Origin of the sequence: Actinomyces sp. HMT 175 (genome assembly GCF_016694895.1) — a bacterium.
GTDB lineage: Bacteria > Actinomycetota > Actinomycetes > Actinomycetales > Actinomycetaceae > Actinomyces > Actinomyces oris.
Genome location: NZ_CP068012.1, coordinates 2,286,284 through 2,312,018, shown reverse-complemented (window position 1 = coordinate 2,312,018; position 25,735 = coordinate 2,286,284). Strand labels below are relative to the sequence as shown.

Annotated in this window: 22 protein-coding genes; 11 read left to right on the top strand and 11 right to left on the bottom strand. The window is 70.6% G+C overall.

The window, feature by feature from the left end:
• Positions 1–133 precede the first annotated feature (133 nt).
• Together JJJ14_RS09660 and JJJ14_RS09655 are read right to left on the bottom strand one after the other, a co-directional pair.
• Positions 134–1,144, bottom strand: a complete 1,011-nt coding sequence (locus tag JJJ14_RS09660; protein ID WP_201444001.1) for a glycosyltransferase family 2 protein — start codon at positions 1,142–1,144, stop codon at positions 134–136.
• Positions 1,141–2,253: a glycosyltransferase family 4 protein gene (locus JJJ14_RS09655; protein ID WP_201445156.1), complete on the bottom strand. Its 1,113-nt coding sequence runs from the start codon at positions 2,251–2,253 to the stop codon at positions 1,141–1,143. Before JJJ14_RS09655 ends, JJJ14_RS09660 begins: the two co-directional genes overlap by 4 nt.
• A 167-nt stretch (positions 2,254–2,420) precedes the next feature.
• Here JJJ14_RS09655 and JJJ14_RS09650 point away from each other — a divergent pair, with 167 nt between their 5' ends.
• From JJJ14_RS09650 to JJJ14_RS09640, 3 genes are all read left to right on the top strand, one after another.
• Positions 2,421–3,542: a glycosyltransferase family 4 protein gene (locus JJJ14_RS09650; protein ID WP_201444000.1), complete on the top strand. Its 1,122-nt coding sequence runs from the start codon at positions 2,421–2,423 to the stop codon at positions 3,540–3,542.
• Between the two features lie 148 nt (positions 3,543–3,690).
• Positions 3,691–4,620, top strand: coding sequence for an SDR family oxidoreductase (locus JJJ14_RS09645; RefSeq protein WP_201443999.1), 930 nt, complete (start codon positions 3,691–3,693; stop codon positions 4,618–4,620).
• Positions 4,621–4,674: 54 nt separating this feature from the next.
• Positions 4,675–6,240 carry a DUF2142 domain-containing protein gene (locus tag JJJ14_RS09640; RefSeq protein WP_201443998.1) on the top strand — a complete coding sequence of 522 codons (1,566 nt, stop codon included), beginning with the start codon at positions 4,675–4,677 and terminating at the stop codon, positions 6,238–6,240.
• Between the two features lie 90 nt (positions 6,241–6,330).
• Here JJJ14_RS09640 and rfbA read toward each other — a convergent pair whose 3' ends face one another.
• Positions 6,331–7,203, bottom strand: a complete 873-nt coding sequence (gene rfbA / locus JJJ14_RS09635) for a glucose-1-phosphate thymidylyltransferase RfbA (RefSeq protein WP_075374394.1) — start codon at positions 7,201–7,203, stop codon at positions 6,331–6,333.
• A gap of 203 nt (positions 7,204–7,406) precedes the next feature.
• Between rfbA and JJJ14_RS09630 the strand changes: the two genes are divergently transcribed.
• Complete coding sequence (locus tag JJJ14_RS09630; RefSeq protein ID WP_201443997.1) at positions 7,407–7,988, top strand: dTDP-4-dehydrorhamnose 3,5-epimerase family protein; 582 nt, start codon at positions 7,407–7,409, stop codon at positions 7,986–7,988.
• 32 nt (positions 7,989–8,020) lie between these two features.
• The gene (gene manA / locus JJJ14_RS09625; RefSeq protein ID WP_075374396.1) at positions 8,021–9,211 is read left to right on the top strand and encodes a mannose-6-phosphate isomerase, class I; all 1,191 of its coding nucleotides are present in this window, start codon (positions 8,021–8,023) and stop codon (positions 9,209–9,211) included.
• 35 nt (positions 9,212–9,246) lie between these two features.
• Here manA and JJJ14_RS09620 read toward each other — a convergent pair whose 3' ends face one another.
• The gene (locus JJJ14_RS09620) at positions 9,247–10,038 is read right to left on the bottom strand and encodes a TIGR03089 family protein (RefSeq protein ID WP_201443996.1); all 792 of its coding nucleotides are present in this window, start codon (positions 10,036–10,038) and stop codon (positions 9,247–9,249) included.
• A 328-nt stretch (positions 10,039–10,366) separates the two neighbouring features.
• On the opposite strand from JJJ14_RS09620, the gene JJJ14_RS09615 reads away from it, so the two are divergent.
• Genes JJJ14_RS09615 through JJJ14_RS09605 form a run of 3 tightly spaced genes read left to right on the top strand, consistent with a single transcriptional unit; the run spans position 10,367 to position 16,688 of the window.
• Positions 10,367–10,687, top strand: a complete 321-nt coding sequence (locus JJJ14_RS09615; RefSeq protein ID WP_003787027.1) for a WhiB family transcriptional regulator — start codon at positions 10,367–10,369, stop codon at positions 10,685–10,687.
• The gene (locus JJJ14_RS09610; protein ID WP_201443995.1) at positions 10,684–14,760 is read left to right on the top strand and encodes a glycosyltransferase; all 4,077 of its coding nucleotides are present in this window, start codon (positions 10,684–10,686) and stop codon (positions 14,758–14,760) included. The genes JJJ14_RS09615 and JJJ14_RS09610 overlap by 4 nt, the downstream gene beginning before the upstream one ends.
• Positions 14,757–16,688: a DUF5719 family protein gene (locus JJJ14_RS09605; RefSeq protein ID WP_201443994.1), complete on the top strand. Its 1,932-nt coding sequence runs from the start codon at positions 14,757–14,759 to the stop codon at positions 16,686–16,688. The genes JJJ14_RS09610 and JJJ14_RS09605 overlap by 4 nt, the downstream gene beginning before the upstream one ends.
• 31 nt (positions 16,689–16,719) lie before the next feature.
• Here the strand turns inward: JJJ14_RS09605 and JJJ14_RS12625 are convergent, their stop codons facing one another.
• Complete coding sequence (locus tag JJJ14_RS12625) at positions 16,720–17,196, bottom strand: metallopeptidase family protein (RefSeq protein ID WP_009407400.1); 477 nt, start codon at positions 17,194–17,196, stop codon at positions 16,720–16,722.
• A gap of 60 nt (positions 17,197–17,256) precedes the next feature.
• Between JJJ14_RS12625 and JJJ14_RS09595 the strand changes: the two genes are divergently transcribed.
• Positions 17,257–17,691 (top strand): DUF3499 domain-containing protein, encoded by a 435-nt coding sequence (locus JJJ14_RS09595; protein ID WP_009407388.1) that lies wholly within the window; start codon positions 17,257–17,259, stop codon positions 17,689–17,691.
• Entirely contained in the window at positions 17,688–17,927 is a 240-nt protein-coding gene (locus JJJ14_RS09590; RefSeq protein ID WP_201443993.1) for a Trm112 family protein, read from the top strand. The genes JJJ14_RS09595 and JJJ14_RS09590 overlap by 4 nt, the downstream gene beginning before the upstream one ends.
• A 58-nt stretch (positions 17,928–17,985) precedes the next feature.
• Here the strand turns inward: JJJ14_RS09590 and JJJ14_RS09585 are convergent, their stop codons facing one another.
• Positions 17,986–18,867, bottom strand: a complete 882-nt coding sequence (locus JJJ14_RS09585) for an RDD family protein (RefSeq protein WP_201443992.1) — start codon at positions 18,865–18,867, stop codon at positions 17,986–17,988.
• A gap of 14 nt (positions 18,868–18,881) precedes the next feature.
• Here JJJ14_RS09585 and JJJ14_RS09580 point away from each other — a divergent pair, with 14 nt between their 5' ends.
• Positions 18,882–19,877: a stage II sporulation protein M gene (locus tag JJJ14_RS09580; RefSeq protein WP_201443991.1), complete on the top strand. Its 996-nt coding sequence runs from the start codon at positions 18,882–18,884 to the stop codon at positions 19,875–19,877.
• Between the two features lie 23 nt (positions 19,878–19,900).
• Here JJJ14_RS09580 and JJJ14_RS09575 read toward each other — a convergent pair whose 3' ends face one another.
• The 5 genes from JJJ14_RS09575 to JJJ14_RS09555 all read right to left on the bottom strand — a co-directional run bounded on the left by JJJ14_RS09575 (position 19,901) and on the right by JJJ14_RS09555 (position 25,580).
• On the bottom strand, positions 19,901–21,193 hold the full coding sequence (locus JJJ14_RS09575) for a DUF58 domain-containing protein (RefSeq protein WP_201443990.1): 1,293 nt from the start codon (positions 21,191–21,193) through the stop codon (positions 19,901–19,903).
• A gap of 65 nt (positions 21,194–21,258) precedes the next feature.
• A complete protein-coding gene (locus JJJ14_RS09570; RefSeq protein WP_201443989.1) occupies positions 21,259–22,362 on the bottom strand; it encodes an AAA family ATPase in 1,104 nt (367 codons plus the stop codon).
• Entirely contained in the window at positions 22,359–23,570 is a 1,212-nt protein-coding gene (locus tag JJJ14_RS09565) for a DUF4350 domain-containing protein (protein ID WP_201443988.1), read from the bottom strand. Before JJJ14_RS09565 ends, JJJ14_RS09570 begins: the two co-directional genes overlap by 4 nt.
• Complete coding sequence (locus tag JJJ14_RS09560) at positions 23,567–24,253, bottom strand: DUF4129 domain-containing protein (protein ID WP_201443987.1); 687 nt, start codon at positions 24,251–24,253, stop codon at positions 23,567–23,569. Before JJJ14_RS09560 ends, JJJ14_RS09565 begins: the two co-directional genes overlap by 4 nt.
• A 7-nt stretch (positions 24,254–24,260) precedes the next feature.
• Positions 24,261–25,580: a hypothetical protein gene (locus tag JJJ14_RS09555; protein ID WP_201443986.1), complete on the bottom strand. Its 1,320-nt coding sequence runs from the start codon at positions 25,578–25,580 to the stop codon at positions 24,261–24,263.
• Positions 25,581–25,735 lie beyond the last annotated feature (155 nt).

Here is a 25,735-nt window from a genome sequence, read left to right as displayed (position 1 = left end):
CGGGGATCCTCCTTGATCTGGTCAGGGGCGCATCATGCTTGGCGATGTTACCGAACCGCCTGGGGCGTCTGACAAGGTTTCAGCCCCGTCACTGTATCGAGTGGGGTGGCGCTGGCGTAGGCGCTTGCCACAATCAACAACTTCTCGCCGAGCCGCGTGCGCGGCTCCTGGCCCGCCGATGCAGCTCGCGGGGCAGGCCGGCGAGAGCCTGAGCCAGTCCCCTCAGCACCGGGCCGCGCTGCGGTCCTCGCAGGGAGCGCACCAGCGTACGGGCCAGTGCCTGCATCACCACTGGGGCCGGACTGTGGGCAGCTGCCGTCAGGATCCGGTTGCGGACGTTGACCCGGATGAACATCGGTGAGTCCGTGCCCGAGGAGGAGGCGTGCTCGTGGCGCGCCACGGCCTCACGCACGTAGAGGACTCGCCACCCGCGCTCGCGCAGGCGCCAGGACAGGTCCGTGTCCTCGTAGTACATGAACAGGTCCTCGCGAAAGCCTCCCAGGGCTTGCCACGCCTCACGTCGGATCGCGCAGGCGCCCCCGCACAGGCCGAAGACCTCACTGGGGGAGTGCTCCTGCCCAGCAGGCACCAGCCAGTCCCGGTCATAGCCGTTGCCGGAGGCGTCCACCAGGTTGCCCGTGGAGTTGACCAGGACCTCCCCCTCACCGCGGGCAGCGGCCTCATCGTCAACCCGGGTCCACCGCCCGGTGCGGGGGGAGACGAGGGCGTCCCGCTGGCCGGGGGTGGCGGGCTTCCAACGGCCGGCCAGCAGAATCCGTGCCGTGGTCGCGGCCGGAGCCGCCGCGGACGGCGGGTCGCCCAGGGGGGCCAGGAGCGCCTCGAGGAAGCCGGGCTCGGCCACCGCGTCATTGTTGAGCAGGACGAGGACATCCTCGATCATGCCCCGGGCCCCAATGTTGACGCCGGCGCCGAAGCCCCGGTTCTCAGGGGACTCGACCACCGTGAGTCCCTCTCGGCGAAGTCTCTCGGCCGAGCCGTCGCCGGAGGCGTTGTCCACGACGACCAGCACGTCCCCGTCTCCCAGCTGCTCACGGATGGAGCGGGCCGCCCGGATCGTCAGCTCGGCCTGGCGCCAGTTGACGACGACGACGCGAGCTGAGGGACGCCTGACGGGCTGGGTCACACCGCACCCCCGATGAGGGCGTGATAGACCTCCGTGTGCGCGGCGGCGCAGGCCTCCCAGGTGAAGGTCCGGGCGCGCTCGCGGCCGGCCTGGGCCAGTTCGTCGTGCTGCGGTCCGATGGCCTGGGCGAGCAGGCCGGCGATCTCACGCGGCGAGGCGGGGTCGGCCAGCAGGCCGGCCTCGCCGGTCACCTCGGCCATGCAGGTCCCGGCGCTGGTGACCACCGGGGTCCCATAGGCCATGGCCTCCAGGACCGGCAGGCCGAAGCCCTCCCAGATGGAGGGGAAGCAGAAGGCGCGGGCGCCGCGGTAGGCGGCCGCCAGCTCGTCGTCGTCGAGCCTGCCGGTGACGTGGACCCGATCACCCAGGCGGGTCAGCAGCTCGCGCTCGGCGGCGTCGTCGCCCCACCCGGCCGGACCGACGAGGACCAGGTCGAGGCCGCCGGCGTCGTCGTGCTCCTCAATGAGGAGGGCGAAGGCGCGCAGCAGTCCCAGTAGGTTCTTGCGGGGCTCACGGGTACCCGTCCACAGGACGTAGTCGCGCGTGAGGCCCCGGGCGGCTCGGAAACCCTCGACCTGCTCGTCGGTGACGGTGCGGGTGCGCACCCCGTGGGGAATGACGTAGAGGCGGGCGGCGTCGATCCCCGCCGCGATGCAGTCGTCGGCGGTGGCCTGGGAGGGGACGATGATGGCGCTGGCCTCAGCGATGACGCGCTCCAGGCAGCGGCTGAAGTAGGCGTTGCCGCGCGCGGTGAAGTGCTCGGGTGAGCGCAGGAAGGCCAGGTCGTGCACGGTGACGACCAGCGGCAGCGAGGTGGGGGGCAGTGCCCAGGTCGTGGCGTGGATGAGCTGGGCGCCGGGCAGGATGGACTCGGCCCGCGGCAGCCCCAGACGGTTCCAGGACTCGTACAGGGCGGTGCGCGGCAGGTGGGAGGAGCGCATCGGCATCGGCGGCAGTCCGACCTGGCGCGGCGAGGCGGCCCCCTGGTGGTGGGCGGCGATCCCGGCCACGGGCACCCGCCGGGCGCGCAGGGCCTGGGCGAGCTCGACGATGTAGGTGCCCGACCCCCCGGGCACGGGCTGCCACAGCTGCTCCACCACCATGCCCACGCGTGGCCCGCGGGGGCGAGCCGGTGGACGGGGGCCCTTGGCGGTGGAGGACGCGGTGCGGGAGGCGGGGGAGGGGGAAGGGGCCGGGGAGTGCGCCGGGCGGGAATGATCTGCGCTCATGGGCTCAGAGTACGGGGTGACCGCGCCAGGCGCGGTAGCCTGCCGTCATGAAGGTTCTTCTCGATGCGACGGCGATCCCGGCTGACCTGGGAGGCGTGGGACGCTATGTCGACGACCTCGTGCCCGAGCTCATCGCCTGCGGCGTCAACCTGGCCATGGCCGTCCAGCAGCGGGACGTGGCGCACTTCTCCGCCAAGGTGCCCCGCGCCCACCTCTTCCCGGTCTCGCAGTCCATGGAGTCGCGCGGCGCCCGGATGGCCTGGGAGCAGACGGGGCTACCGGCACTCATCCGCCGCATCCGCCCCGACGTCCTGCACTCGCCCCACTACACCTTCCCGGCCCTGCACCAGGTACCCGTGGTCGTCACCCTCCACGACGCCACGTTCTTCTCCCACCCGCAGGCGCACTCACCCCTCAAGCAGAGGTTCTTCACCAGCGCCATCCGCCGGGCCGTGCGCCGGGCCGACGCACTCGTCGTGCCCTCACAGGCCACTCGCAACGAGACCATCAAGTACGTCGGAGGCGACCCCGAGCGCTTCCACGTCGCCTACCACGGCGTGGACACCTCCGTGTTCCACCCGGTCGACGACGCCGAACGGGCCCGCGTGGCCGCCTCCCTCGGACTGGAGGGCCGGCGCTACATCGGCTTCCTGGGAACCTTGGAGCCCCGCAAGAACGTTCCCAACCTGGTGCGCGCCTGGGCCAGCGTCTTCCGCGACTGCGAGGACGCCCCGGCCCTGGTGCTGGCCGGCGGACCCGGGTGGGACGAGGACATTGAGCCCGCCCTGGCTCAGGTGCCCCGGCACCTGAACGTCCTGCGGCCCGGCTACCTGCCCCTGGAGGACCTGCCCGGATTCCTGTCCGGCTGCGAGATCCTGGCCTATCCCTCCATCGGTGAGGGCTTCGGCCTGCCGGTCCTGGAGGCCATGGCCTGCGGGGCCGCCGTGCTCACCACCCGCGAGCTGAGCCTTCCGGAGGTCGGGGGCGACGCCGTCGCCTACTGCGGATCGGACGTCCAAGCCATTGCCCGGGGCCTCGTGGTCCTGGACGCCCAGCCCGAGCGGCGCCGGGCCCTGGGGGTCGCCGCCCTCGAGCGGGCCGCCGAGTTCACCTGGAGGGCCTCCGCCCAGGCGCACGTCGAGGCTTACCGCGCCGTCCTGGCGCGCTAGTGCCTACCCCTGAGCGGAGCGCGGTAAGCCGTTTGTCCTTGGTGATATCGACCAACGTGGCCGGTGCACTCGTGTAGTGTTCATCGACGGGTTATGCCCATGGTGAGACGTCGGCGATACGACGCGCGCGGGAAGGAAGAGACGGCCAGTGAACGAGACCAAGCCGGTGCAGACTGAGGGGACCTCTCTCCCCCGTGCCGGGCACGACGAAGGGCAGATGCGCGGACGGGTTCTCGTCACCGGCGCCAACGGCCAGCTGGGGCGCGCGCTCATGACCCTGCTGCCACAGGTGGGCTTCGAACCCACCGGCGTCGACCTGCCCGAGGTGGATATCTCGGACGCGGCCGCCATGTCCTCCTGGGACTGGACTGGCTACGACGTCATCATCAATGCCGCGGCCTGGACCAACGTGGATGGGGCGGAGACTCCTGAGGGGCGCCGCCTGTCGTGGCGGGCCAACACGGTCGGCCCGGTCAACCTGGCCCGGGCGGCCGTCCAGCACGGCCTGACGCTGGTGCACCTGTCTACCGAGTACACCTTCGACGGGGCCACGGCCCTCCACACCGAGGAGGAGACCCCCTCGCCGCTGGGGGTCTACGGCCAGTCCAAGGCCGCCGGGGACGCCGCCGTCAGTGTCTGTCCCCAGCACTACCTGGTGCGCACCTCCTGGGTGGTCGGTGATGGCAAGAACTTCGTCAAGACGATGCTCTCCCTGGCTGAGCGCGGCATCACGCCGAGTGTCGTGGCCGACCAGACTGGGCGCCTCACCTTCGCCTCCGATCTGGCGGCGGGCATCATCCACCTCCTCACCTCGGGCGCCGAGTTCGGTACCTACAACCTCTCCGGTGATGGGCCGATCGTCTCCTGGGCCGATGTCGCCAAGCGGGTCTACGAGCGCGCCGGCCATAGTCCCGACGAGGTCACTGCTGTCACCACTGAGGAGTACTACGCCGGTCAGGAGGGGATCGCACCGCGGCCACTGAACTCGGCCCTGGACCTGGCGAAGATCAAGGCTGCAGGTTTCACCCCGGCTGACTCCACGGAGCGCCTGGAGGCCTATCTCCAGGGCCTCCTGTAAGTTGAATCAGACTGGTTTACACTCCCTCGCCCCCGTTTCTCGTCGGAGATCAGCATGAGACGTGAGCTCACCAAGTACTTACGACTGCCGACCATGAGTCGTATGGAAACCGGCGCCGTGCTGTCCCGGCGCCCGGCAGTGGTGGGCGGGCTCCTCCTCATCCTGATGCTGCTGACCGGACTCGGGTGGGCGGTGTCCTCTCCGGTGGAGTCGTCTCCCGACGACAACTATCACCTGGGCAGCATCTGGTGCCCACGTCCGGTGGGTGAGTCCTGCCAGACCAGTGTTGTCGACGGCGATCCGGTGGTCCGGGTTCCGATCGCGGTGGCGGACGAGTCAATGAGGTGCTACGTCCTGCAATCGAATAAGTCGGCGGGATGCGCGCTTGGGTACGACGATTCTCATATGGTGTGGTCCAAGCGCTTCGACAATGGCGCCTACCCAATTGGCTACTACCACTTCCATCACCTCCTCGTCGGCAAGGACGTGCAGACCTCGGTCCTGGTGATGCGCGGCGTCAATGTGCTCATCGCCGTGACGCTTCTGGGAACCATCGGCTTCTGTGCGCCGCGGCAGTTGAGGCGGCCATTCATCGGCGCGATTGTCGCCTCGTGGGTCCCCATGGGGGTCTACTTCATCGCTTCCAACAATCCCAGCTCGTGGGCCGTCTCTGGGTTGATGGCGTACTCCGCGGCAACATTGATGGCCCCGCAGCAGAACGGGCGTCGTCGTATTGCCCTCGTGATCTGCGCGGTGATCGGCGCCGTGATGTGCTTGACGTCGCGATATGACGCCGCCTTCTTCCTCCTTGTTGTCGGCCTTGCCCTGCTCTTCGCGGTGCCGTGGAAACGAGGGGGATGGATAGGGCTGAGTGCCCTCGCCGGAGTAGCCCTCCTCGGGTTCGGCACCTTTATGGCTTCGTCCCAGGTGTCGAAGGTCGCATACTTCCTGCGGGTTTTCGAGGCGTCTGATCCTGCAAAATCTGCCGACAAGCAGCCGTTCTTCGAGAAGCTCCTCGTTGGGCTGGAGACTGCTCCGAAGTATCTCGGCGGATTTTGGGGGCACACATGGACCCCGGGGTGGCACGATGTTCCTCTGGGGGCCCGTGCCCCCTATGTGCTCACCATTATGGCGGCCGGTGCTTTCGTGGCCGTCGGCTTGCGCCGTGGCGGTTGGCGGAAGTGGACCGCTCTGGCGATCATCGTGGGGTCGATGGTCCTTCTTCCGGCGTTGTTCTACGCTAACGGCGCCATGGACACCATCGAGCTCTATCAGGCCCGGTACATCTTCCCGCTGCTGGCGCCCACCTTCTTCCTCATGCTGGCCGTCGATCAGGATGAGGGGGCGTGGTTCACAGTTCCGCAGGCCGTCTGGGTCACCGTCTTCATATCGCTGTGCCAGACAATCACCCTGCATACGCTGCTGCTGCGATTCGTGCAGGGTGCCCAGGAACGGTGGGAACTCGACCTCAACAAGCATATCGAGTGGTGGTGGAGTGCACCGGTCTCACCCATGATGGTCTGGTTCCTCACGACCTGCTTCGCCACTGCGGCACTGGGAACCGCCATCGCAATGCTGACGCGCACAGCCGAGAAGCACGAGGCGCCCCAGGAGTCGTAAGCACTGTGGGCGGGCGGCGCGGAGTGGCGCCACCCGCCCACACGTCATGAGGCAGGAAAGGAGCAGGCCGGAGGTCTCCGGCCAGAATCCTCAGGACTGCTGGTTCTCCAGCAGACCCAGGAGGTAGGCGCCGTACCCGGACTTCACCAGGGGCTCGGCGCGCTGGCGCAGGCCCTCGTCGTCGATGAAGCCCATGCGCCAGGCGACCTCCTCGGGAGCGCCGATGTTGAGGCCCTGACGGTGCTGGACGGTGCGGATGAAGCTGGTGGCGTCGGCCAGGGAGTCGAAGGTGCCGGTGTCGAGCCAGGCGGTGCCGCGGGGCAGGACCTCCACGGTCAGCCGGCCGGCCTCCAGGTAGGTGCGGTTGACGTCGGTGATCTCGTACTCGCCGCGGGCGGAGGGCTGGAGGTTCTTGGCGATCTCGACGACGTCGTTGTCATAGAAGTACAGGCCGGGCACGGCGTAGTTGGAGCGGGGCTGGGCCGGCTTCTCCTCGATGGAGATGGCCTTGAAGCTCTCATCGAACTCGACCACGCCGTAGGCCGTGGGGTCGGCGACTTGGTAGGCGTAGACGACGCCGCCGTCGGGGTTGGTGTGACGGCGCAGCTGGGTGCCCATGCCGGGGCCGTAGAAGATGTTGTCGCCCAGGACCAGGGCGGCGCTGTCGTCACCGATGAAGTCGGCGCCCAGGACGAAGGCCTGAGCCAGGCCGTTGGGCTCCTGCTGAACCGTGTAGGACAGGTTGACGCCGAGCTGGGAGCCGTCGCCCAGGAGACGGTGGAAGGAGGGGGCGTCGTGGGGGGTGGTGATGACCAGGACGTCCTGGATCCCGGCGAGCATGAGGGTGCTCAGCGGGTAGTAGATCATCGGCTTGTCGTAGACGGGCACCAGCTGCTTGGAGGTCCCCAGGGTGATCGGGTTGAGTCGCGTGCCGGAGCCTCCGGCCAGAATGATTCCTCGCATGCTCCAAGCATGACCTATTGAGGCCCTCAATGGCGCCAGGATCGGGCGGATCGGGAGCTCATGTTCGTGTTTCCCGGCACGTTCCGCCCCTGGTGGCCTCGTCCTTCGGGGTGTCGACGGGCCGCACCGATAGACTCGGGCAATGGCGCCTGACGGATACGGGGCGCTGAGACCAAGACCTGTGCGCACAGAAGGGGCCATCAATGGGGCAGATCGAGCTGGGCAAGCCGCTTGCCATCGAGGAGACGCCGATTCCGGGATTCCTGCGGATCGACCTGACTGTTCACGGGGACAACCGCGGCTGGTTCAAGGAGAACTGGCAGAGGGAGAAGATGCTGGCCCTGGGGCTGCCCGACTTCGGGCCGGTGCAGAACAACATCTCCTTCAACAACGAGGTCGGGGTCACCCGCGGCATCCACGCCGAGCCCTGGGACAAGTTCGTCTCGGTGGCCACCGGCCGCGTCTTCGGCGCCTGGGTGGACCTGCGCGAGGGACCCTCCTTCGGAGCCGTCTACACCTGCGAGATCGACCCGTCGGTGGCGGTGTTCGTGCCTCGAGGCGTGGGCAACTCCTATCAGACGCTGGAGCCGGGCACCGCCTACACCTACCTGGTCAACGACCACTGGTCGGCCGACGCCCGGTACACCTTCCTTAACCTGGCCGATGAGACGGTGAACGTGCCCTGGCCGATCGCACTGAGTGAGGCGATCCTCTCCGACAAGGACAAGGCGCACCCCCGTCTGGCCGAGGTCACCCCCTTCCCGGCTCCCGGAGCCGAGGCCTAGGACGTGCCCGCGCACCGGTACGGTGAGGCGCCATGAGACGACTTGAGCCGGCGCGCCAGCGGTACGCCTGGGGGTCGACCTCCGCCATCCCAGCCCTCCTGGGCAGGGCTGACGACGGCGACCCCTGGGCCGAGGCCTGGTACGGATCCCACCCGGCCGGGCCCGCCCAGGTCACCGAGGGCGGTGTGCTCTCCGAGCTCATCGACGCCGAGCCGGAGCGCCTCCTGGGGGAGGACATCATCTGGCGCTTCGGGCGCCGGCTGCCCTTCCTTCTCAAGCTCATCGCGCCCGAGCAGCCCCTGTCCCTCCAGGTCCACCCCAGTCAGGCCCAGGCTGCCGAGGGCTACGCCCTGGAGGACGAGGCCGGCATCGCCCTGGATCACCCCTGCCGCAACTACAAGGACACGAACCACAAGCCGGAGATGGTCCTGGCTCTCACCCGCTTCCAGGCCGTCGCCGGTTTCCGGGCCCCGCGCCGCGCCGTCGAGGTCCTGGCCGGCCTGGACAGCCCCCTGGCCCGCCGGATGCGTCGCACCCTGCGCCTCAACCCCACGCGTTACGGCATCCGGCAGGTCTTCTCCGACGTCGTCTCGGCCGCCACGCGTCCCAGCCCCCAGGAGATCGACGCCCTCGTCACTGAGATCGCCGCCAGGTTCGAGGCCGGCACGTCCCCGTCGCTGCGAGTGGACTCCAACGTCGTGAAGATGGCCGACACCTTCCCCGGGGACCCCGGCATCGCCGCCGCGCTCCTGCTCAACCCCGTCACCCTGCAGCCCGGCGAGGCGCTGTTCGTACCGGCGGGAAGCGTGCACGCCTACATCTCCGGTCTGGGCGTGGAGGTCATGGCCTCCTCGGACAACGTGCTGCGTGCCGGACTGAGCGCCAAGCACATTGATGTCCCCGAGATGCTGGCCTGCGTCGACTACGTGGCGGCGCCGCCGGTGCGCCCCGCCCCCGAGTACCTCTCTCGCGCCACCCGCGCCTACTACGCTCCGGTGGATGACTTCGAGCTCATGGTCACCACCGTGGTGGCCGCCGACGGGCGCCTGCCGGTTCCCGGACGGGGGCCGCGCATCCTCCTGGCCGTCGAGGGAGCCATGACCCTGGTGACCCAGGCCGACACCCAGACGCTCGCCCAGGGCGAGGCCGTATTCGTCGGTGCCGACGAACGCAGCCTGTCCGTCGAGGGGGAGGGCACCCTCGTCCAGGCCGACGTCCCCTGACACCGGTGGGCGCGGCGGGGCTGAGCCCCGCCGACTCAGGCGGTGATGCCCTCCTGCCGGATGGCGGCCGCGGCGACGTCGTCATCCGCCTCGGGGGTGAGAACCACCGCGGTGCGCCCGGCGCGCCAGGCGACCAGCACCTCCAGGAGCATCTGGGCCGTGTCGGGGCTGCGCACCAGGACCGCACGTGAGGCGGAGCGATTGCCGGCCCCCGTGGATGCGCCTGCCGCCTCGACCCGGGCTGCCAGCTGGGCGCGCGTCAGGGTGGAGGGCCGCTCGCCTGAGGGGACGGTGGCCGCAGTGGTGCCCGGAGCCGCAGGCGCTGCCCCCTCGGCGGCGAGGTCCCTGAGGCACACCGAATCAGCCGCAGTGCTCACCGGTGTGAAGCGGTCGGGATAGTGCATGAGGTCGGCGGCGCCGTCGAGCACGAGGGCAGGCAGCTCGCCTGGCCAGCGCAGCGCCAGCGAGGCGGGCGGGACCAGCGCCTGCGCCTCGGCCTCATCGAAGAGGCTCTCCGGGGCGAAGGCCACGCTCAGCTCGGGGAAGAGGCCGGCGGCGTGGATGTGCGCGCTGCTTCCCAGGAGCACGCTGCGCCCCGCCAGCCACGTACCGCAGGCCCAGGCGACGCTCCGCCAGTGCGGAGGGAGGCCCACATGGACTCCGTCACCGGGCGTCGACTCTGATGTGACGAATCCCGCGATCTTCGCCAGCCACATGGACAGGACGTGCCCTGTCAGCTCGACTCGTTCGTCGATTCCATAACAAACGAGCCACGGCCTGTCGGCGTCCTGCGGACTGGGGAGCAGTGGGAGCAAGGGATCTGGCATGACCACGATTGAAGCAGATCCTGTGGCTTTCAGGAACTTCCCTGGTGGTGTCCAGTCGGTAGGGGCATGATGTGAACGTGCGTCAGGCGTCCTGTAATCCTCTGCAGTGCCGTGGGTATTTCCACTGTCAGCCAGGCAGTGGGAGCCTCTCAGGGGTTTTGTAGGAAGTCGACATATGGTTCCATCCAGATGGGGATTTTCCTTGATATATCAAGGAATGATGTCGACGGTCACGAGAGGGTGAACTTTCCCTCGCTGGCTTGACTGGCCTTGTCTCACACGCATGTAATTCTTACTGGCAAGAAGCTCGGATCGAAGGGAGGCCGGCATGTGGAACATCCTCGGCGACGGCCCACTGAAGCACCCAGAGGAGCCTGACGCGGAGGTACTGTCGCTCCTCTTCGGTGGCGGTGACGACGTCGATGAAGGTCCTCTGGCGTGGCAGGAGCGCGCTCTGTGCGCCCAGACGGACCCTGAGGCCTTCTTCCCTGAGAAGGGTGGTTCCACACGCGAGGCCAAGCGAGTCTGTGCGACTTGCGAGGTTCGTGAGGAGTGCCTCGAGTACGCCCTCGCCAACGACGAGCGCTTCGGAATCTGGGGCGGCATGTCGGAGCGCGAGCGGCGCAAGCTCAAGCGTCGCGCAGTATGACCCCCGCCGGCTCCACACAGGGAGCCAGTCGGGTAGGAGCCCTGGCCGTCGTCGTGTCGGCCGGGGCGAGCCCGTTTCTGGCGCAGACACTGTCCGCGATCACCTCACAGACCTGCGCGCCCGACGTCGTCCTCGTCGTCGACGTCGCCTCGCGAGCCAACGGGCTGGGGGACGGAACCCCGATCGAGGAGCTCGTGGAGAGGTCGGGGCTGGACGCCGTCACCGCCGTGCGCGTCGTCAGGGCCAAGGAGGCCAAGAACTTCGGCGACGCCGTCTCACGGGGATTGACCGCCTATGCCGGGCTTGTCGCCGCCGGTAACCGCAAGCGCCGCAGCTCCGAGGCCCTCGACGGCGCAGAGGGCTCAGATGCTGACACCACCTCGAGCGGGCCGCGCACCTCGGTGCGGGACCTGCTGCTGTCGGGCTCGGGTCCCATCACCGGTCCCACCGGCGCGCTCTCGCCGATCACCGCCTACGAGCAGCGGCTCGTGGCCCCCACCGAGGCCACCCCGGAGATGCCGGAGCACCAGGTGTGGTTCTGGCTGCTCCATGATGACTCCGCGCCCGCTGAGGACTGCCTCGAGCGGCTGCTGACCGCCGCGACCAACGCCCGCTCCGTGGGAATCGTCGGACCCAAGCAGGTGGGCTGGGACAACCCCGAGCTGCTCCTGGAGGTCGGGCTGCGCGCCACCGCCTCGGCCCGCCGCGCCAATGACATCGTCCCCGGCGAGGTCGACCAGGGCCAGCACGATGACCGCAGTGACGTCCTTGCCGTAGGAACAGCCGGCGCCCTCATCGACCGGGCCGTGTGGGAGGAGATCGGCGGCATCGCCCCGTGGCTCGGCCCCTTCGGTGACGGCCTGGAGCTCTCGCGCGCCGCGCGCCTGGCCGGATACCGCGTCATCGTCGAACCCACTGCCGTCATCCGCCACCGACGAGCCTCCTACCAGGGGCTTCGCCGCCCCGCATCCGTCTCCCACTCCTCCGACGCGCCGCCCCGCACCGATGCCGAGGCCATCGAGGTCGCCCTTCCCGAGCCCGACCCGGAGCGATCCTTCCGGGCTCGGCGCAGCGCCCAGCTCACCAACTGGGCGGCCTTCTCCACCCGTCCCATCGGTCTGCTGCTGACCTGGTTCGTCGTCCTCGGACTCTTGCGGTTCGTGTGGCGCCTGGCCTCCAAGGCTCCGGCGCTGGCCCGCGACGAGCTCGGCGCGGCTCTGGCCGTGGCCGGCCGTGGCCGACGGGTCAGGGCCGCCAGACGTCGGCTCGCCCAGCACACCAAGGTGCCCGCATCCGCACTGGGGCGTCTGTACGCTACGGCGGCCGAGATCCGCGGGGTGCGCCGTGATCGCAGCCGCCAGGAGCGCGAGCGTCGCGCCCGTGCAGCGGCCCCTAGTGAGCTTGAGCTGCGTGAGCTCGCCGCACTGGCCCGCAGCCGGCGCCGCACCCTGAGCGCGGTCATGGTGCTGGTGCTGGCACTGAGCACCTACGGCCTGTCCCGGCTGCTGCTGACCCGCTCGATCACCGGTGGGGCCCTGCCCCTGTTCAGCGGCGGCTGGCGGCAGATGTGGGACAGCGCCTGGAGCACCTGGATCGCCACCGCGGACGGCTACCCGGGCGGCGTCACCCCATTGCTGGGCATCCTGGCCCTACCGGCGGCTCTGGGAAGACTGGTCGGTCTGGAGACCAGCGCGCTCATCAGTGCTCTGGTGCTCCTGGCCGTGCCCCTGGCGGCGCTGGGGGCATGGTTCGCCGCCGGCACGATGACCCGGAAGGTAGTGCTGCGGGCCTGGGCGGCACTCGTGTGGTCCCTGTCTCCCAGCCTCCTGCTCGCCCTGGGCCAAGGGCGCCTCGGTGCCCTCCTGGTCCACCTCGTCCTGCCCTGGGCGCTGCTGGCACTGGCCCGCGCAGTGGGCGCCGACCGGCGTGACCTCGTCCTGTCCGGACTGGTGGGTGCCCACCTGCTCACCGACGAGGAGCGCGCCGAGCTCGACCGATTCTCCACCGAGAAGGTCACCGACCTCGCCCACCTGGATGAGGAGGCACAGGCCGAGTCGAAGGCTGAGGACACCGAGGACACCGAGGACACCGAGGACACTGACGACGCCGCGGCCACCGAGGATGCTGCGGATGCAGTGCATGCAGTGGATGTTGAGGGTGATACTGCGGGTGATGCCGAACCTGTCCAGGACGGGGAGGCCGACACGACCCCCGCCCGGGAGGATGCCTCGGACGATGAGGATCATGACCGCGGTGAGGATGAGGCGGAGACCGACCCTGTCGTCCGTGCCCCGGCCGCTCGCGAACCCGAGGTCGACCTGCCCCCCACGGAGAAGTACGGCTACGGGTCGGCGACTGCTGCCGCAGTCGCAGGGCTGCTGCTGAGCGTCGTCGTCGCGGCCGTCCCAGCCACCGCCGCCGTGCTGGCAGTCATCGTCCTTCTGCTGTCGGTGACCACGCGACGCGGCTTCAAGCTTGTCCTCACCCTGGTCCCCATGCTGGTCACCGCCGCCCCGGCCTGGTGGGGCGCCTGGCTGCTCGGCCACAAGGCGGGCTGGGCCGAGGGGGTCCGGCTGCTGCTGACCGACATCGGCCTGCCCGTCTCCGCGCCGGCGCCGAGCAGTCTCGACCTGCTGGTCGGCTCCCCGATGGACCTGGACGCCCTGGTCTCCTCCGGGGCTCTGAGTGTCCTGCTGCGGGTGCTGCTGGCGCTGGTCCCGGTCCTGGGCGTCGTCGGGCTCTTCGTCTCCCGGCGCGTCCGGGTGGCCCGCACCGGCATCCTCCTGGCCCTGGGCGGCCTCATCCTGGCCGGGCTCTGCCTGCGCACCCCGACCGGGCTGGGACCGGACGTTGCCGGAAGCGGCCTGGCTCCCGTCAACGGATGGTCCGGGGCCGGTCTGTCCCTGGCACTGAGCGGTTTCCTCGCGGCGGCCCTAACCGCCGGCGAGACCATCTGGGACCTGCTTGGGCAGCGGCCCAGAGGCGGCCGTCGAGCGCTGGAGCGCAGGAGCCGGAAGGATGCCGACGTGGCCTCCTCCTCGGCCGCAGACCCGACGGCGAGGCAGAAGCGATCGCGCCGCCTCAAGACGGCCTTCACGACCGCGGCCTGCCTCGTCCTGCTCGCCCCGGTGGTGGTCGGTGGCATCTGGTCCTACCAGGCTCACCGCGCCAGTAACCCGCGGGTCCTGGCGCTGCACTCCACGCCCCAGCAGATCCCGCTCATCGCTGAGCAGTTCCAGGGCTCGGCGGCGGCCGGACGAGTTCTCAGACTCACCTCCACGCCGCAGGGGCTCCAGGCCACCATCTGGCGCGGGCCCGGCACCCAGATCAGCGACGTCCTGCCCGGAGCGGTCAACGTCGAGGCGCGCACCCGTGCCGCCGCGGCACTGGCCGACCCCGGGCTCAAGCCCGGCAAGGACGCTCAGCCGGCCAGGCCCAACAGCGGAGCCTCAGGTCAGGCACTCGTCCTGGACGACCCCGCCGACGTCGAGCTCGCCCAGATCGTCACCCGCGCCACCGCCGGACAGGACAAGGGAGCCGCCGACGCCCTGGCGGCCCACGGCATCGCCGTCGTCGTGCTCGATCATCAGGAGGGCGACGCCGTCACCGCCGAGGCCCGCGTCGGCCTGGCCTCAACGCCGGGACTGGAGCAGCTCGCCCAGACCGCCTCGGGCAACTCCTGGAGGGTCACGTCCTCGGCTCACCCCGACTCGGCCCGCCTGAGCCTCCTGGACGCCGGAGGTGTGGTCACCCCGGTCGCCTCCACCGGTACCGGCTCAGGGACCCGCACCGAGATCCCCGCCGGAGCCGGCCCCCGCACCCTCGTCATGGTGGAGCGCTCCGACGCCGGCTGGAGCGCCACCCTCGATGGCCGGCGCCTTGAGGCCACCACGGTTCGCGCCCAGGACGGCAGCTGGAAGCAGGGCTTCACCGTCGGCTCTGAAGGCGGGGAGCTGGTGGTCACCCACACCCGCAGGTCCACGGCCGCCGCGACCTACACGATCTGGGCCGTCTGGGCCCTGACCCTGGTGGCGGCACTGCCCCTGCGACGCGGAAAGGAGATGGCCTCATGACGCAGCCCCGTCAGGACGACGCCGACAGCCAGCAGGAGTCGGAGGAGAAGGCCGAGACCCAGCCCCCGCAGCACAGGTCGACCAGGCCGGACCCGCAGCAGGCCGACGACGAGACCGCCTCCGCGGAGAAGACCGACGACGAGACCGCGGATGAGATCGCGGACGAGGCGGTGAACAAGGAGGCGGACACGCAGGCGGAGGAAGGCGATGACAGCCCCGCCGGCCAGGACCAGGGCTCAGGCAGCACCCCCACCGACGAGGCCACTGACGACGCCCCCCACACCGATGCCGAGGCGTCGGATGACACCGATGCCGAGACGGTGGATGAGACTGACACTCCCTCCACCAGCCCCTCCACGAAGCGGCGGAGGAGCCCCGCCAGCACCAGGCGGCACCGCCGGTCACTGGGGCAGACGGTCTCCCGCGGCGTCGGTGTCCTGACTTCCCTCGCGCTGGCCGCAGCCGTCGGAGGCGTCACCTGGTGGGGGTACACCGCACCGACCACACCGACCCCGCAGCTGCAGGCCCTGAGCCTGGCCCAGCCCGGAGGCACCACCACCTACGTCTGCCCGCACGCGCCCACCAATACATTGCGGGGCACCGACGTCGGCGCCATGGAGTCCGCCACCGCCATCGTCCCGGCCAAGGGAGACGGGGCCGCCAAGTCGGCCACCTATGCCGGTCGGAGCATCCCCACCGACACAGCCACCTCCATGAGTACCGCCGAGGGCGGCATCCTCACCCTCGCTCCCGCGGACGGCCGGGTGGCCAACGCCGTCGGGGCGGTGACGACTCTGACCAAGAGCGGTGACCTGCGGGGGCTCACCGCCGCCCCCTGCACCCAGCCGTCCGCCATGTCCTGGATCGTGGGCGGCTCCATCGCGGCGGGCTCCTCGGCCGAGCTGCGACTGGTCAACCCCGGCGTCACCCCCGCCACCGCGAAGGTCACCCTCTACGGTTCCATCGGTCGGCTCAGCCTGCCCAGCAACGGGGAGATCACCGTGCCCGCGGGCGGCTCCTCCTCCCTGGCCCTGGAGACGAAGGGCAGCCAGGACCCGCGCATCGCCGTATCCGTCGAGGCCGACGGCGGCTCCGTGGTGCCCACCCTCGTCACCGAGTCCCTCGACGGGGAGACCCCCGCCGGCACCGACGTCATCACCCCGGGAGCCGCCCCGGCCACCGACCTCGTGATCCCCGGCGTGGAGATCACCGAGCCGGCCGCACAGGGTGAGATGCCCGACGCCAAGACCGGTGCGGACTCCTCCGACACCCCGGCCGTGCGCATCGTCAACCCCGGTGCCGCCCCGGCGACCGTGTCGGTGACCATGCTCGGCAAGGACGGTGCCCGCCCGCTGAGCGGGGCGCAGTCCGTGACCATCGACGCCGGCTCCGTCTTCGACATCCAGCTGGCCGGCGTGCCCGCGGGCACCTACGGGGTACAGGTCACCTCGAACACGCCAGTGGGAGCCGCTGTCCGCACGGTGCGCAGCGGCGGCGAGTACCCCGCGCGCTCCAAGGCCCTCGTCCACGACCAGGCCTGGGCGCAGGCCGCGCTGCCCGGTGCCGCGGACTCCGGCCTGCTGGCGGTGCCGCGCGCGGCCTCCCTGAGCTCGGCGGTCACCGTGGCCAACAGCGGTGAGACCACCTCGGTGACCCTGTCCTCCCTCGACGGCTCCTGGAAGCAGGACGTCAAGGTCGCCAAGGGCAGTTCCAGCGTCGTCGAGGTGCCGGCCAAGGTCTCCGCCGTCCGCCTGAACGCGGCCGGTCGGAAGGACTCATCGGGGACCTCGCACACCCCCAGTGGCCTGGCCGCCGCAACCATCGTGACCGCGCAGGCCGGTGGGGACCTGGCCGGCACGCTCATCTCCACCGTGCCGGCTCAGCCCGATGCCACCGTTCAGGCCCAGCGCCGCATCCTGCTGGACTGACGACACCGGGCCCCGGGCGGGGGAGTCCGCCTCACAGGGCCGAGCCGGGATCGATCTCCTCGGGGCGGCGCCCCAGCATGAGGGCCACCTGCTCGACGACGACACGGTGCACCAGGTCGGCCAGCTCGGCATCGTTCGTGGCCCGGGAGGCCACCGGTCGGCGGTAGATGACGACGCGCGCCGGCAGTCCCGCACGGGGCTCAGCGGTGAAGCCGCGTCCCAGCACCACCGAACGCTCCCAGGGCGCCGGATCCGAGGGCGGGACCTCCTCGACGGCGAACTGGATCTGATCCACCGACGGCCAGCGTCTGGCCAGGTTCTGGGCCGCGTCCACGACGAGCTCGTCGAAGCGCTCGGCGCGAGTGCGCCAGGCCGGCAGATGTGGCGGCAGGAGTGGACCGCGCAGCCCCCGGCCGTGGCGGTCACGACGACTGCTCGGGCGGCGCCCCGGTGCCGCGGCGGAGCGCGGGGGGATCCGCCCGGGCGAGAAGGGGAACAGGTCGGTCACATCGGCCAGCCTAGGCGGCGTGTGGATGACCGGCGGGCAACGGCACGGTAACCTGCGAGCGTGAGAAGAGTCCGACACTGCCGCAAGCCCGGCTGCGAGCGCCCAGCCGTGGCCACCCTGACTTCCGTCTACGCGGACTCCACCATTGTGCTGGGGCCACTGGCCACCGAGGCCCAGCCCGAGGCCTATGACCTGTGCGACAAGCACGTCTCCTCCTTCACGGCCCCCCGCGGCTGGCAGATCATCCGCCTGGCCACCGAGTTCGAGCCGGCTCCCCCCAGTGAGGACGACCTCCTGGCCCTGGCCGACGCCGTGCGCGAGGCCTCCCGCGCCCCACGCCCGGTCACTTCGCCGGCCGAGCACCGGCCCCGTCCCGGCGGGATCATGCCGGCCTCCCTGACGGCCCCGCTGCCGCCCCCGCCGGAGATCGCCGAGGACGAGATCCTGCGGCGCGGGCACCTGCGGGTCCTGCGCGGACAGAAGGGGGATGCATGAGCCGGTCGGACGTTCCCGTGCCTGAGCAGCGAGCGGTCCTCCCCTCCGGACTGAGGTCCGCCCTGCGCTGCCCGCTCAGCGGCGAGGAGCTCGTTGACGGCCTCGACGAGGCCGGTCGCCCCGCACTCGTCTCCCGGGGCACGGGCCTGGCCTACCCGGTGCGCGACGGCGTTCCGATCCTCCTGGTGCACGAGGCATCACGCGTGCCCGCGCCCGGTCTCGACCCTCAGGGCTAAGGCTCCGCGCCCCCGCTGCAACCCGGGTGGCCCGTCGTGGGGCCGAGCCCGGGGCGGTTCAGCGCCGTCGGGTCTCCCCGCCCACCCCATAGGGCGGGCGAGCCATGTCCCGCAGCACGTCCTCCTCCAGCCGGCGGTCGCGGCTCTCCAGCACCAGCTCACGGTTACGGCGCTCGGTGAGAACCGCGGCAAGGAACCGTTCGGGGTGCGTGCCGGCGGGAGGCGGGGGAGAGACGTATCCCTGGACCTGAGAAGCCAGCTCGAGTCCCAGCTGGTGGCGGGAGGAGGGCACGAGGGAGGAGGCGCGCTGCAGGAAGGTGCGCGCCGTCAGGCTCAGGTTCCCTGGCAGGGCGCGCAGGTCCGTGCCCGCCGCCCACTGAGCCAGCTCGGGGGGCATCAGCAGCGGTGGCGCCATGTGGGAGCGGTGATGCTCTCGAACCACGTAGGTGCCGGCCAGCATGTCCCCGAACCGCTTCCCCCGCTTGGAGACGATGCTGGCGCACAGGGCCGGCACGGCCCAGGTGCCCCAGATCTCGACGACGGCCAGCAGCGTGCGCACCAGGCAGTGGCGCAGCCTGACGGTACCGCCGTCGTCGCGCACCACCCGGGCTCCGGTCACCATGCGGCCCAGGCTCCGGCCCCCGCTGAGGAGCTCGACGAGCAGAGGGATGACGACCACCCAGGCGAGGAGGGCCAGGGACAGCATCGCCCGGGTCAACGCGAGATTCTCTTGGAACTCCGAGCCCGTGGAGATGGCCAGCACCATCACCACGACCACGGACAGTCCTGCCCCCAGGGCATAGACGGCGTAGTCGATGAGTCCCGAGGTGATGCGATTGGCGACCGTCGCCGGGGTGATCTCCAGGGCGACCGCCTCCCCGGTGATGAGCAGCTCGGGCTCGATCATCCGCTCGGAGGATGTGGGGGATGCGGCCGTCATGACAGACTCCTTGCGTGGATCTTGATGCTTTCTCCGCGGCGCACCGCGATCAGTGGGAACGTCTCGATGTGCTCGTGGGGCGCGGCCACCTCAGCGGGGCTGAGACCGATGAGCTCGTGGCTCTCTACCGCACCTGCGCCCGTCATCTGTCGCGGGTGCGCTCGGCCGCGCCGGATCCGCAACTCATCGCCGAGCTGTCCTCCCGAGTGGCCGCGGCTCGCGGCCGCCTGACCGGAACACGGGAGGTGAGAAGCCGTTCGGTGCGCCGCTTTGTTCTCCAGTCCGTGCCGGCGGCCCTGTACCGCATCCGGTGGTGGACCTGCGGGGTCATGGTTGCCGAGATCGCCCTGGCGCTGGTGGTGGGGGCGTGGACCCTGCGCAGTCCGGAGGCCATGGCAGCTCTGGGCAGCCCCGAGACGCTGGACACCTACGCCCATGAGGCCTTCGAGTCCTACTACTCCACGTACTCCGCCCCCGACTTCGCCGCTGCGGTGTGGACGAATAACGCCCGTATCGCAGCGATCTGCGTGGCCGGAGGGATCACGGGGTTCCTGCCGCTCTACATGCTGTACCAGAACGCCGTCGGCGTGGGACAGGCCGGGGCGATCATGGCCGACCACGACATGCTCGGCGTGTTCCTCTCGCTCATCTCGCCGCACGGCCTGCTGGAGCTGACCTGCATCTTCATCGCCGGCGCGGCCGGACTCAAGCTCTTCTGGACCATGCTGGTCCCCGGCCGGCGCAGCCGCACGGCCGCGCTGGCCGCCGAGGGACGGGCCCTCATCACGGTGGCCGTGGGCCTGACCGTCGCCCTGGCCGTCGCCGGACTCATCGAGGCCTTCGTGACTCCGGCCCCCATCCCCTGGTTGGTCAAGATCGCCATCGGAGCCGGTGCGTTGGCACTGCTGTGGGCCTACACCCTCATCCTGGGCCGCTCCGCCGTCGCCGCAGGATCCACGGGTGACCTCGAGGAGGATGAGGCCGGCTACGTCCAGCCCGAGGCCGGCTGAACCGGGCGTCGTCGCAGTGCGCCTCATAGACGCCCCGCGGCCTTGAGGTCCAGGTAGCAGTCGGCCAGTGCCGGAGCAAGCCCCTGGTCGGGTGCCTCCACGACCTCCACCCCGCCGCGACTCAGGCGGCGGCGCACGGCGTGCATCTCCGCCAGGTCCTTCTCCGCGGAGGCGGCCACGTACACCGAGTCGGTGTCGTCACGCGTCGACCTGAGCTCCTCCAGCTCGGGGTCCAGGGCCGAGGCGAGAACTACCGTGTGCTCCCGGGCCAGAGCCGCCAGCGTCCGAATCATCGTCGCGTCCCCGGCGCTGCCGTCCAGGGCGGAGATGACCACCACCAGTGCGCGCTGCGAGAGCGTGGTGCGCACCAGAGAGGCCACGAGGGTCCAGTCGAGCTCGGTCAGGCGCGGCTCCACATCGGTCAGGTGCTCGGCCAGCTCGGTCATGAGCACCGGTCCGGCGCTGCCCCGCACCTGTGCGCGCACGGCGTCGTCCATGGCCAGGACGTCGACCCGGTCGCCGGCGCGGGAGGCCAGGGCCGCCAGCAGCAGGGTGGCCTCGATCTGGGCGTCGAGCCTGGGGGCGTCCCCCAGCCGGGCAGCGGACAGTCGACCCGAGTCGATGATGACGAGAACCCTCCGATCGCGCTCCGGGCGCCAGGTGCGTACCAGCACCTCGCCCCGGCGGGCAGTGGAGCGCCAATCGATGGAGCGCACGTCGTCTCCGACGACGTACTCGCGCAGGGAGTCGAACTCGGTCCCCTCCCCGCGCACCATGACGGCGCTGCGTCCGTCCATCTCCCGCAGCCGGGCCAGGCGCGAGTGCAGGTGGCGGCGCGAGCGGAAGGCCGGCAGGACCCGGACGGAGGCAGGGACGTCCAATGACGCCTGCCGCCCCGCGATGCCCAGGGGACCCATCACCCTGACAGTCAGTGGCCCCGCCTGGCGCTCCCCCCGGCGTCGGGGCGTGAGCACCGTGGAATGACGACGGCGCTGGGCCGGGGGGATCGTCATCGCCCCGCGATCGTGGGTCGCCCCGGCGCTGGGGGGCCAGGCATCGCGCAGCAGGAGGCGGGCCGTGCGTCGACCGGTGTTGGTGAGCGTCAGTGTCGCAGTGATCGACTCGCCCAGCCGCACGCCGTGGCTCACGGAGCGCGAGGCCCGCAGCACTGCGGGCGAGGGGGCGCTCACCACGTCGATCACGACGAGGACCATGACCACGCCGGCCCAGGCCAGCACGGTGGCCGGGCGCGGTGCGATGAGGACCAGGGCGATCCCCGCAAGCATCGCCCATACGGCGCGCATCGTCAGGAACATGCCACTCCTGTCGTGAGTCGGTCAGCTGATCGGTTCTGTGCTCGTGGTCTTCGGCGGCCGATGCCTCAGCGCGGGACCGGCACGGTTCGCAGCACGGCCTCGATGACGGACTGAGGGGTGATGCCCTCCATCTCGGCCTCGGCGTGCAGCTTGATGCGATGGCGTAGAGCTGGCAGCGCCAGTGCCTTGATGTCATCGGGAGTGACGAAGGACCTGCCGGCGAGCCAGGCCCAGGCCCGTGACGCGGCCAGGAGCGCCGTGGCCCCACGCGGCGAGACCCCCAGGGCCACCGAGGGCATGGAGCGGGTGGCGCGCACGAGATCCACCGCGTAGGCCAGCACCTCCGGCGTGACTCCGACCGTGCTCACCTGGGCCCGGGCCTGAGCCAGTTCCTGGACCCCGGCGACGGCCCGCAGCCCCGCTGAGAGCAGGTCGCGCGGATCGAATCCTGAGGTGTGGCGGGAGAGCACCTCGATCTCCTGGGCCCGCTCGGGCAGGGGCAGCACCAGCTTGAGCAGGAAACGGTCCAGTTGGGCCTCGGGCAGCGGGTAGGTCCCCTCGTACTCCACCGGGTTCTGGGTGGCGATCACCATGAACGGATCCGGCAGGGCCCGGGGCTCGCCGTCGATGGAGACCTGACGCTCCTCCATGGCCTCCAACAGCGCCGACTGCGTCTTGGGCGGGGTGCGGTTGATCTCGTCGGCCAGCAGGAGGTTGGTGAAGACGGGACCGGCCCGGAAGGAGAACTGGGCGCTGCGGGAGTCGTAGATGAGTGAGCCGGTGACGTCCCCGGGCATGAGGTCGGGGGTGAACTGGATGCGTTTGGTCTCCAGATCCAGTGCGGTGGCCAGCGACCGCACCAGGAGGGTCTTGGCCACGCCGGGAACCCCCTCGAGCAGGACGTGCCCGCCGGCGAGCAGGGCGATGACCAGCCCGGTCACAGCCGCCTCCTGACCTACGACGGCCTTGCCCACCTCGCTGCGCACGGCCACCAGGCGCCTGCGCGGGTCGGAGCCGTCCTCCCCGCGGGGGGAGGGCTGGGAGACCTGTGGGGCGCTGTGGGTTCCCGAGGCGTCCGGGCCCTCGGGGGCCTGGGAGTGGGGTGCGCCGGTATCCGCGTCACCTGCGATGCCCGGGGTGCGGGTGGGGTCGGTGCTGTCCGTGCTCATGTGGAGTGAACCTCGCTCTCGAGTTGGTCGAGCTGAACTGCCAGGGTGGCCAGGGCGTTGTCGCTGGTGGGCGGCGGGCCGTAAAGAAGAGAGTCCACCGTGGCCGGGGCGATGCCCGAGGCCAGGGAGACGGCGGCGATGACGTCACGGCGCGAGGTCCCGGGGGGCAGGCCCAGGGTGGCGCCCAGACGCAGTGCGGCACCCGAGCGCAGGGCCTGGGCCGCACGGGGCCGGTCCGAGCCCTGACGGTAGAGACGCCCGCGGGCCACCGTGGTCTCGATGGAGCGCACGACGACGGGCAGGTCCTCGCTCACGATGCCGCCGAAGCGACGCCCCTGGACGATCGCCAGCACGCCGGCGATGACGAGCAGCTGGAAGATGAGGACCGGAAGCCAGGGGGGAGTGGAGGAGGAGTTCCACACGGAGGGCGCCTCCATGTGCTCTCCGTCCAACCACAGCACGCGGCTGTGGTGGCCCAGTGCGCGCACTCCCAGGGCTGCGTGCCCCTCCTGGGCCAGGTGAACGTTGGTCACCGGCGCGGGATCGGGGAGGACCCGCAGCGTGGCACCGCTGGGCAGGGAGTCGGTGGCATAGGCGTAACGGTCCTCGCCCACCGGGAAGCAGCCGACGGCGTCGCCATCGCCCTGCAGGGACACCGAGGCGCGCGTGCCGGCCAGGCTCCGGGCGGCCTGGGCATCGGCGTCGTTGCACTGTGGCGCCCGGGTGGAGGAGGCCGCTGCCGCGGTGCCCTTGGCGGTCATGCCCGTCAGCCCCGCCAGGGCGTCGCTGCCGCTCTCGGCTCCGACGACGACGACGTCGCCGCCCGACTCGGCCAGGGCCCGCCGGTCCTGGTTGCTGAGCCGGTCGGCGTTGACCACGGCGATGGTTGCGCCCTGGCGGCCGGCGTCCACGGCCTGGGAGAGGCTGCCGGCCTTGCTCACGGAGATCCCCTCGTCGCGCAGCAGCTCGGCGAGCGCCATGGTTCCCCAGTCCTTGGGGTTGTCGATGGCCAGCGGCGTCGTGGAGGTGATGGTCCGAGTCCACACGGTCACCAGGACGGGGATGAGCATGAGGGCCACCGCGATGACCCCCGGGCGCCACCGGCGCCAGCGCCGGGACCAGTGCGGACCCGTCACCTGGGGCGAGGCGGCCTCGAGAGAGGAGTCCGGGGGAGGCGGGGGCTGCGACGTCGTCGTGGGGGTGCTCATGCCGGCGTCCCCGGGGCGTGGGCGGAGGCGCCGACGAGGGCGTGTCCGCTGGGGAGGCGGACCGTGGTCATCTGATCGGCGAGCTCGCGCATCTGCTGGTCCTGGGCGCTGGTGGAGACCACTCGACCGTAGAGGACGGCGTCGAACAGGTGGGCGGCCTCGTACAGCGCGGCCACGACCCCGTGCTCGCCGAGGGCCTGGTGGGTGAGTGTGGCCGCCTCCAGGGCCGTCATGCCCGGGTACTCGTCAATGATCCCGCGCTCATCGAGGGAGCGGATGATGGCGCGGAAGCGTTCGACGACGGCGGTGGTGAAGTCGGCCTGCGCGGCCGCCGTGTCCGCGGCTCGGGTCAGAGCGTCGGCATCGCGGTCGTCGGTGAAGACCGACAGCGACGGCGGCGTCGCTACCCGGCGGGCCGAGGACAGCCTGGTCAGCAGGAGGGTCAGCAGCGCGATACCGGTGGCGGCGATGAGGACCACGATGAGTGTGGACAGCCAGGGGGGAGCCCCGGGGACCATGCTGCCGACATCGAAGAGCCCCCTGAGCCAGCTCCAGAGCCGGTCCCACAGATCGTGATGGTCGTGGTAGATCGGACGGGAGAGCTCCCTGCCCGCGGCGCGCCGGGCCTCGTCGGCGTCGGGGGTCGCCGAGGCCTGCGCGCTGATCGTCCTGAGAGGTGTCACGGCCGGCTCATACTCCGGCGGCGTGACGCAGCTCGACGTCCAGGCCCTCGGAGCGCATCCGCAGGTCGGTGTACATGAGCGCGACCACGGCGGAGTCGAAGGGCAGGATCGCGGCCTGGACGAGACTGCTGAGAAGTGTCGATGCCACCAGGATCGCGAGGGTCATGTCCGGGGCGGCGTAGAGGAGCCCCTGCATGACGATGGACACGCCCTGGGACACGATCTGGGAGGCGAAGAAGACGATGATGAAGGAGAGCAGGCGGATGCCGACGATCCGCCAGAAGTAACCCCGCGTGAGGGTCCAGGAGCGGGATATCCCCTCCATGACGCCGATGTTCTCCAGGACCAGTGCCGCCGGCGCCAGGCACAGCTTGCACATCAGCGCGAAGATCGCCAGCCCGAGCACGGCGATCACCGCCAGGATCGCCAGGATGGCGAGGATGATGGTCCCGGCGGAGTCCTCAGCGGCCCCGTTGGCAATGACGTTCCCCAGGAGGGCCCAGCCGATGCCGACGGCGACTGCGGCGAAGACGGCGGTGATGACGGCGAGGATGAGCTCGATGAGGAGCGTCTGGCCGATGAGCGCCCACACTCGCGGCCGGGTGCGCTGCCACACGTCACCGAGGGACGCCTTGCGGCCCAGAATGGTGCGTGAGACGGTCACGATGAGCAGGCCGATAATGATCGAGGTGGCCATCATGCTCAGCACGCTGGTCACGCCGAGCTGGACGAGCAGGCCCACCAACGATGCCCCGATCTTGTCCAGGTCGGCGTCGGAGAGCTCAACCTTCCCGGACGTCAGGTTCGGCAGGCCGAGCCGGGACAGGAACAGGGCGAAGCTGCCGGCGGACAAGAGCCCCACAACGCTCATCACCACCAGCGAGGGGACGAACATGGCCTTGGGGTTGGCGCGCAGGGACTCGAAGGCTCCCCCGAGGATCTCCCCGATGGACAGCGGCCGCAGCGGAATGATCGAGGGCTTGGGGGCCAGTGCCGACGTGTAGCCGCCGTAGCCCGGGTATCCGGGGCCGCCGGGAGCTCCCGGATACCCCGGTGCTCCGGGATAGGGGGCGCTTCCGGGGACTGAGCCGCCTGCGTAGCCCGGCTGACCCACCGGTGGCGTCTGGTAGCCGCCGTAGCCGGGGTACTGGGGTCCCGCTGCTGAGCCCGGAGCCGGGTAGGAGGGAGCTCCTGTGAAGGCGCCGGCGTCGGGGGCCTGCCATCCGTCCTGATCGCCTCCGACGAAGTCGCTGCCGGAGGTGCCGTGAGCCTCGCGGTCCGGCTCTCCGCTCGGACCGCTGCCGTCAGGGGGGAAGTCGGTACTCATAAGCCCATGCTGTCATGTCCGGCCGTCATCTGGCCCTCCCCCTGGAGGAGGAAATCGTGCCTCTGGAGCTCCGCGCGTGCCCTGAGCCAGGTTCAGGGGGCGCAGCGAAGATCACGGTTCGGCCGCAATAATCCCGGCTTCTGGGCGCGATGACG